General features: G+C 71.3%; 7 protein-coding genes. 4 read left to right on the forward strand and 3 right to left on the reverse strand.

What is annotated here, in order from left to right; genetic code table 11:
• Positions 1-33 precede the first annotated feature (33 nt).
• From EBE87_RS05390 to EBE87_RS05405, 4 genes are all read left to right on the forward strand, one after another.
• The gene (locus tag EBE87_RS05390) at positions 34-1,095 is read left to right on the forward strand and encodes a Kelch repeat-containing protein (RefSeq protein WP_120640697.1); all 1,062 of its coding nucleotides are present in this window, start codon (positions 34-36) and stop codon (positions 1,093-1,095) included.
• Positions 1,073-1,651, forward strand: coding sequence for a hypothetical protein (locus tag EBE87_RS05395; RefSeq protein ID WP_120640696.1), 579 nt, complete (start codon positions 1,073-1,075; stop codon positions 1,649-1,651). Before EBE87_RS05390 ends, EBE87_RS05395 begins: the two co-directional genes overlap by 23 nt.
• Positions 1,652-1,696: 45 nt before the next feature.
• Positions 1,697-2,077, forward strand: coding sequence for a DUF427 domain-containing protein (locus EBE87_RS05400; protein WP_120640695.1), 381 nt, complete (start codon positions 1,697-1,699; stop codon positions 2,075-2,077).
• 109 nt (positions 2,078-2,186) lie between these two features.
• Positions 2,187-4,316 (forward strand): PBP1A family penicillin-binding protein, encoded by a 2,130-nt coding sequence (locus EBE87_RS05405; RefSeq protein WP_120640694.1) that lies wholly within the window; start codon positions 2,187-2,189, stop codon positions 4,314-4,316.
• 91 nt (positions 4,317-4,407) lie between these two features.
• Here EBE87_RS05405 and EBE87_RS05410 read toward each other — a convergent pair whose 3' ends face one another.
• The 3 genes from EBE87_RS05410 to EBE87_RS05420 all read right to left on the reverse strand — a co-directional run bounded on the left by EBE87_RS05410 (position 4,408) and on the right by EBE87_RS05420 (position 6,666).
• Complete coding sequence (locus EBE87_RS05410) at positions 4,408-4,833, reverse strand: hypothetical protein (protein WP_120640693.1); 426 nt, start codon at positions 4,831-4,833, stop codon at positions 4,408-4,410.
• Between the two features lie 130 nt (positions 4,834-4,963).
• Positions 4,964-5,185 carry a DUF1289 domain-containing protein gene (locus tag EBE87_RS05415; protein WP_120640692.1) on the reverse strand — a complete coding sequence of 74 codons (222 nt, stop codon included), beginning with the start codon at positions 5,183-5,185 and terminating at the stop codon, positions 4,964-4,966.
• A 41-nt stretch (positions 5,186-5,226) separates the two neighbouring features.
• Positions 5,227-6,666, reverse strand: coding sequence for an amidase (locus EBE87_RS05420; RefSeq protein WP_120640691.1), 1,440 nt, complete (start codon positions 6,664-6,666; stop codon positions 5,227-5,229).
• Between the last annotated feature and the right edge of the window lie 177 nt (positions 6,667-6,843).

Here is a 6,843-nt window from a genome sequence, read left to right on the forward strand (position 1 = left end):
CGCCAGCCGGACCGACCGGGAGGGAAGAACGACATGAAGGCGCATCGCCGTGCCCTGCTGACAGGGCTGCTCGCCACCCCGTTCCTGGCCCGTGCCCAGAGCGCGCCGCCGCAGCCGCTGGAGCGGTTGCGGGAGCCCGGGCCGGTGACGCTGACGGAGCAGCAGCTCGCCCAGCGCTTCACCGCCTCCCCCGCCCCCGCCGGGCCGCCGGGCCAATGGGAAGCGCGGGCCCATCTGCCGCTGCCGCGTTCCGAGATGGCCTGGGCCACCGCCGCGCGCGGGCGGATGCATGTGATCGGCGGCTATGGTGAGCAGCGGGTGAACCGCCCCTACCACCATGTCTATGACCCCGATGCCGATGCCTGGGAGATCGCGCCGCCATTGCCGCTGGGCGCCAACCATGTGGCCGTCGCCGCGACGGAGGACACGGTCTATGCCTTCGGCGGCTTCGTGCAGCAGAACCGCGACCCGCATCGGGAAGCCTTCGCCTTCGACCTGAGCAGCAAGTCCTGGCGCTCCCTGGCGCCGCTGCCGCGGGCGCGGGGCGCGGCGGGGCTCGCCATCGTGGATGGCATGCTGCACCTGATCGGCGGCGCCCAGGGCAATGCCGACCGCCACAGCATCTCCTGGCACGAGGTCTATGACCCCAAGGCCGACAGGTGGGAGGCGCGGCCGGACATGCCGGGCTTCCCGCTGGACCACAAGGGCGTGGTGGTGGTGGAGGGGCGCATCCATGTGATCGGCGGGCGCATCAACACCTTCGCCACCAATGTGGGCCACCACCGCGTCTATCTGCCGGCCTCCGGCAAGTGGGAGGACCGCACGCCGATGCCGACGCCGCGTTCCGGCCACGGGGCGGTGCTGCTGGCCGGCCGCATCTGGTGCATGGGGGGCGAGGAAACCAACAAGGTCTTCGGCCAGCTCGAAAGCTACGACCCCGCCACGGATTCCTGGACCAGCCATGCCCCCATGCTGACGCCGCGCCATGGCCTCGGCGCCGCCGTGCTGGGCAACCGCATCCATGTGGCCGGCGGCGGCGTGGTCTTCGGCGGCGGCATCCAGTCCTCCATCCATGAAGCCTTCACGCCCGCCTGAAGCCCTGCCCCGCCGGGGCGCCCTGCTGCTGGCGGGCGGTGTCCTGGCGGCGGGGGCAAGCTGGCTTGCCTGGCCCCGCGCGGCGGCGCCAGGCTTCGGGCCGCTGCACCTGGGCATGACGCGGGCGGAGGCACTGCGGGCGCTGGGGCCGGCGGCCCTGCCGGCACCGCTCTGCGGCGGGGTGGAAGGCGTGCTCTTCGACTGGCCGGACCCGGCGCTGCATCCGCGCCCGGTGCCGGCCATGGCCATGTTCGCCGCCACCGAAGCCCGGCTGAGCGAGATGGAAGCCAGCCTTTCCCACCCCGATGGCGGCCTCGGCCTCGCGGAATGGCAGGCCATGGTGGCGGCGCAGCGGGAGGAAATGGCCCGCCGCCTGGGCACCACGCCGCAGCCGGGGCCGGCGGAGGAGGATGCGATGGGCGCCGCCCGGCACTGGCGCTTCGCCGCCGCAGGGGCCGAGGTGACCCTGGCCAGCCGCTGGATGCGCCGCAGCGGCGCCGGCTACACGCGGCTGCACTGGCTGGCGGCGGGGCAAGAAGCAGTGATCACCGGCTGAGGCAGCCGCCGCCCCGCACCATATGCTTGGCCTGGAGGACCAGCCATGACAGGCAAGCCCATCAAGACACCGGGGCCGGACCACCCCATCGCCATCACGCCCTATCCGGGGCGGGTGGTGGTGCGGGCCGGCGGCCAGGTGGTGGCCGACAGCCGCGCGGCACTGGTGCTGCGGGAGGCCAGCTACCCGCCCGTCTTCTATATCCCGCGCGGGGATGCCGACATGGCGCAACTGCGGCGCAGCGCCACCACCACCTATTGCCCCTACAAGGGCGACTGCAGCTACTTCAGCATCCCCGCCGGCGGGGAGCGCTCGGTCGATGCCGTCTGGAGCTACGAGGCGCCGCATCCCGCCGTCGCCGTTATCGCCGGGCATCTGGCCTTCTACCCGGACCGCGTGGAGGCCATCGAGGCACGGCCGGACTGACCCCTGGCAAGCCCCGCCCCTTGCGGCCCGGCGCCGCATCGGCTGGAACCCGGCCATTCCCGCGGCATGGCTCGCGGGTAGGGATGATGATGAGGGGATTGCCGCGCCGATGACCACGGATGCGACGCCGCGCCGCCGCTGGCGCGTCTGGCCATGGGCGCTGGGCACGGCCGGGGCCTGCTGCGCCCTGCTGCTGCTGTTCCTGGGCTGGTGCCTGCTGCAGGTGCCGGTGGGCGGCGGCATGCAGCCCAGCGCCACCCCGGCCACGCTGATCCTGGAGAACCGCGACGGCACCGGCTTCGCCACCCGTGGCGTGCTGCGGGGCGAGCCGATCCGCGCCGAGGCCCTGCCGCAGCCGCTGACCGATGCCGTGATCGCCATCGAGGACCGCCGCTTCTACGACCACCATGGCGTGGACCCGCGTGGCATCCTGCGCGCGCTGGCACGGGCCTTCGGCGCCGGGCGGCTGCGGGAAGGCGCCAGCACCATCACGCAGCAGCTCGCGCGGCTGACCTACCTCTCCCAGGAGAAGACCCTGACCCGCAAGGCGCAGGAAGCCATGCTGGCCATCTGGCTGGAAGGCCGGCTGTCCAAGCAGGAGATCCTGGCCCGCTACATGAACGCCGCCTATTTCGGCGCCGGCGCGGTGGGCGCCGATGCGGCGGCGCGGCGCTATTTCGGCAAGGCCGTGGGGGAGTTGAACCTGGCCGAGGCGGCGATGATCGCGGGCCTGCTGCGCGCGCCCTCCGCCCTCGCCCCCACCACCAACATGGAAGGCGCCCGCCAGCGCGCCGATGTGGTGCTGGGCGTGATGGAGGAAACCGGCTTCGCGACGCCCGAGGCCGTGGCCGCCGCCCGCGCCGCGCCCCCGGTGCTGAAGGCGCCGCCGGAGCCGCTGGTCGGGCGCGGCTATTTCTCGGACTGGGCGGATAGCGAGGCGCGGCGGCTGGTGGGCCCCCTGCCCATGGATCTTTCCGTCCGCACCACGCTGGACCCCGCCTTGCAGGACCTGGCGGAACGCGTGCTGGCGCAGCACCTGGGCAAGGAGGGCGCCAAGCAGCACGCCGGACAGGCGGCGCTGCTGGCCCTGGCGCCGGATGGCGCCGTGCTGGCCGCCGTCGGCGGGCGCGATTACGCCGAAAGCCAGTTCAGCCGCATCACCCAGGCGAAGCGGCAGCCCGGCTCGCTGTTCAAGCTCTTTGTCTATGCGGCGGCGCTGGAGGCGGGATACCGCCCGGGCCAGACCATGCAGGACGCGCCGCTGACCATCAACGGCTGGTCCCCCGGCAATTCCGACGGGAATTTCCGCGGCACCGTGACGCTGCGCGATGCCTTCGCCCATTCCATCAACACCGTGGCGGTGCGGCTGCAGGAGGCCGTGGGGCGGGACAAGGTGGCGGCCATGGCCAGGCGCCTGGGCCTTTCCGCCGATATTCCGCTGAACCCCAGCATGGCGCTGGGCACCACCGAGGCGACGCTGGCCGAGATGGTCACCGCCTTCGGCCGCGTCGGCTATGGCACGCAGATCGAGCCCTATCTGGTGCAGGAGGTCCGCAGCCGCGACCGTGCCCTTTACACCCGCACCACCGCCCCCGCCGCCCGCGCGGTGCCGGAGGCGGTGCAGCAGGGCATGCTGGAGATGATGATGGCGGTGGTGCAGCAGGGCACCGGCCGCGCCGCCCGGCTGGACCGCCCGGTGGCCGGCAAGACCGGCACCACCCAGGACAGCCGCGATGCCTGGTTCGTCGGCATGACGGCGGATGCGGTGGTGGGCGTCTGGGTCGGCAATGACGACAACAGCCCCATGACCAATGTCTATGGCGGCGGCCTGCCCGCCCGCATCTGGCGCGACTTCATGCGGGAGGCGGACAAGGTGCGCACCGCCGCCGCGCCCTCCGCCGCCGTGACCCCGGCGCGGGCCGAGGATGAGGAACTGCGCGGCATGCCCGATGTCGTCGACACCGGCACCCTGCGCGTCGCCGGGCGGGAAGTGCGGCTGGCGGGCATTGTGGGCCTGCCGGGCGGCTTCGTGGCCGCCATGACGCAATGGATCGCCGGGCGGGAGGCTGTCTGCCAGCCGCGCGAGAACGACACCTGGCAGTGCCGCGTCGATGGCCGGGACCTGTCGGAGCTGGTGCTCTCCAATGGTGGCGGCCGGGCGGCGACGGATGCCTCGCCGGAACTGCGCCGGGCCGAGCGCGCGGCGCGCGAGGCACGGCTGGGCATCTGGGGCGGTTGAGCCGCCAGAACGCGAAAGGCCCGCCAGCTGGGGGACTGGCGGGCCTTCTGAAGCTGCGGGCGGCGGGCTGCCCCGCCGCCACGCGGCATCCTTACTGCTGCACGACGCGGCGGGAGCCGTCGGGCATGTATTCCAGCACCACGCCGCCGCCGTTGTAGGCGCCGTCGCCCACCCCTTGCTGCGGCAGGGCCAGGCCGTTGAAGGGCTGCGTCGGGGTCTGCACCACGGGGCCCTGCGGCGTCATGGTCGTCCCGGCCGTGCCAGACCCCATCGTGGAACCCATGCCGGAACTCATGGTCGAGCCCATCTGGCTGCCATGGGCCATGCCGGGCTGGCCCGGCATGCTGCGATGCTGCATGGCGCCATAGCTGCCACCTGGCGCCACAGGCATCGGGTGGCCGGAAGCGGAGGGGACGCTCGGAGTCGGGTAAGCGGGGCTCGACTGCGCCTGGGCCAGATTGCCGCCCAGCGTGGCCGCCAGGGTGGCGGCGGCGAAAGCCAAGGGAATGCGCGCCATTGCTGCGGTTCCTTCGCGATGTTGCATGCCACCTCCGCGCTGGTCCGCACGCGGGCCTCGAAGGTGGATACACAGCCAACACCCCACGCAGCCGGGGGTTGCGCTGCCATGCCCAGGCTTGCGCGCCGGCTTATTCCTTGTGCTTCTTCTTGCCCGCCTCGGGGCCGGTGACATAGCCCTGCCCGGCCAGGGCGCCCAGCCGCGCCGGCAGGGCGTCACGAATCACCGGGCGATAGGCCGGCACCTGCTTCCAGGCCTTCTTCTCCTGCTTGGTCATGCCGCAGCCCAGGCACCAGCCGCTGACATCGTCATAGCGGCAGACCTTGATGCAGGGGCGATCATGCTTGTCCATGCTCTTGAGACGCGGCGCGGGGCGGAAAGTTTTTCTGCCCTTCACGCCGCCGGCGGAAGGCGCGAGAGCACCGGACCGCTGGCCTGGGCATAGGCATGGGCCAGCCGCAGCAGTGCCAGATCCTGCCGCGGGGGCGCGATGAGCTGGATGCCCATGGGCAGGTCCAGCGCCCCGCCGAAGCCGGCCGGCACGCTGATGGCCGGGCAGCCGGACAGGCTGGCGGGAAAGACCACTTCCATCCAGCGGTGGTAAGTATCCATGGCGGTGCCGGCGATCTCGCGCGGCCAGTGCCACTCGGCCGGAAAGGCGAAGCACTGGGCGCTCGGCAGCGCCAGCGCGTCGAAATGCGCGAAGAGGCCGAGGAAGGCCTGGTAGAGGGCGCTGCGCCCGGCGGAAGCGCGCAGCGTATCCTGCGCCGACATGCGCAGGCCGCCCTCCACTTCCCAGACGGCCTCCGGCTTCAGGTGGCGGCGCTTCTCCGGGTCCTGATAGAGCGGCAGCAGTGAATTCATTACCAGCCAGTGGCGGATGCCGAGCCAGGTTTCCCAGATCTGCTCCCGGGAGATGGGCAGGCGGGCCTCCTCAACCTCGCAGCCGATCTCGCGCAGGCGGGAGAGGGCCTGCTGGCAGACCTCCAGCACCCCAGGCTCGGTGGGAAGAGCAGCGGCATAATCACCCAGCCAGCCGATGCGGGTTCCGCGCGGGTCGCTGTCCAGCGGCTGCGCGAAGGCCTCCGGCGGGTCGTCCAGCGACAGCGGTACCCGCGCATCCCGCCCCGCCATGGTGGAGAGCAGGCGCGCGAGGTCCGGCACATTGCGGGCCATCGGCCCTTCGGTGGAGAGTTGATTGATGAAGCTTTCGGCCGAAGGCCAATAGGGCACCCGCCCCAGGGAGGGACGCAGGCCGAAGACATTGTTCCAGGCTGCCGGATTCCGCAGGGAACCGCCGAAGTCGCCGCCATCCGCGACCGGCAGCATGCGCAAGGCCAGGGCCACAGCCGCGCCCCCCGAGGAGCCGCCCGCTGAGCGGGCCGGATGATAGGCGTTGCGGGTGACGCCATGCAGTGGATTGTAAGTATGCGAACCCAGGCCGAATTCCGGCACGTTGGTCTTGCCAATGATGATGGCGCCGGCAGCCCGTATCCGCTCGACGATCAGCGAATCTTGAGCCGGCATATTCCCGGCGAAGAGTGGTGAGCCAAGGCTGCTCGGCAGACCCTTGGCATGTGCCAGGTCCTTCACCGCATGCGGCAGGCCATGCATCCATCCCATGACCTCCCCCCGCGCAAGCTGGGCATCGCGTGCATCAGCTTCAGCCAGCAGGCTTTCAGGGTCACGGAGCGCGATGATCGCATTGCAGTTGGAGTTGAGCCGGCTGATGCGGTCCAGCGTTGCGAGCATCACTTCACGGCAGGAGATGCGGCGGGCGCGGATAGCGGCGGAAAGCCCGACCGCATCCATGGTGGTGGGATCAGAGGTCATAGCCAAGCCTTGGCCTAGCTGCGGAGGCAAGGCAACTGGCCACTGAAGTACTTTGGACGTCAAAAAGCCCATGCGTATGCGGCATGGGCCATGTTGGTGATGATTTGTTGGTGTTGGATGCGGGGACAGGATTTGAACCTGTGACCTTCAGGTTATGAGCCTGACGAGCTACCGGGC

Origin of the sequence: Teichococcus wenyumeiae (genome assembly GCF_003696345.1) — a bacterium.
GTDB classification, from domain to species: domain Bacteria; phylum Pseudomonadota; class Alphaproteobacteria; order Acetobacterales; family Acetobacteraceae; genus Pseudoroseomonas; species Pseudoroseomonas wenyumeiae.

Excerpts from the sequence above, each read along its gene's own strand:
- EBE87_RS05410 (WP_120640693.1), bottom strand. The coding sequence starts at position 4,833 with ATGGCGCGCATTCCCTTGGCTTTCGCCGCCGCCACCCTGGCGGCCACG.
- EBE87_RS05395 (WP_120640696.1), top strand. The coding sequence starts at position 1,073 with ATGAAGCCTTCACGCCCGCCTGAAGCCCTGCCCCGCCGGGGCGCCCTG.
- EBE87_RS05415 (WP_120640692.1), bottom strand. The coding sequence starts at position 5,185 with ATGGACAAGCATGATCGCCCCTGCATCAAGGTCTGCCGCTATGACGAT.
- EBE87_RS05400 (WP_120640695.1), top strand. The coding sequence starts at position 1,697 with ATGACAGGCAAGCCCATCAAGACACCGGGGCCGGACCACCCCATCGCC.
- EBE87_RS05390 (WP_120640697.1), top strand. The coding sequence starts at position 34 with ATGAAGGCGCATCGCCGTGCCCTGCTGACAGGGCTGCTCGCCACCCCG.
- EBE87_RS05405 (WP_120640694.1), top strand. The coding sequence starts at position 2,187 with ATGACCACGGATGCGACGCCGCGCCGCCGCTGGCGCGTCTGGCCATGG.
- EBE87_RS05420 (WP_120640691.1), bottom strand. The coding sequence starts at position 6,666 with ATGACCTCTGATCCCACCACCATGGATGCGGTCGGGCTTTCCGCCGCT.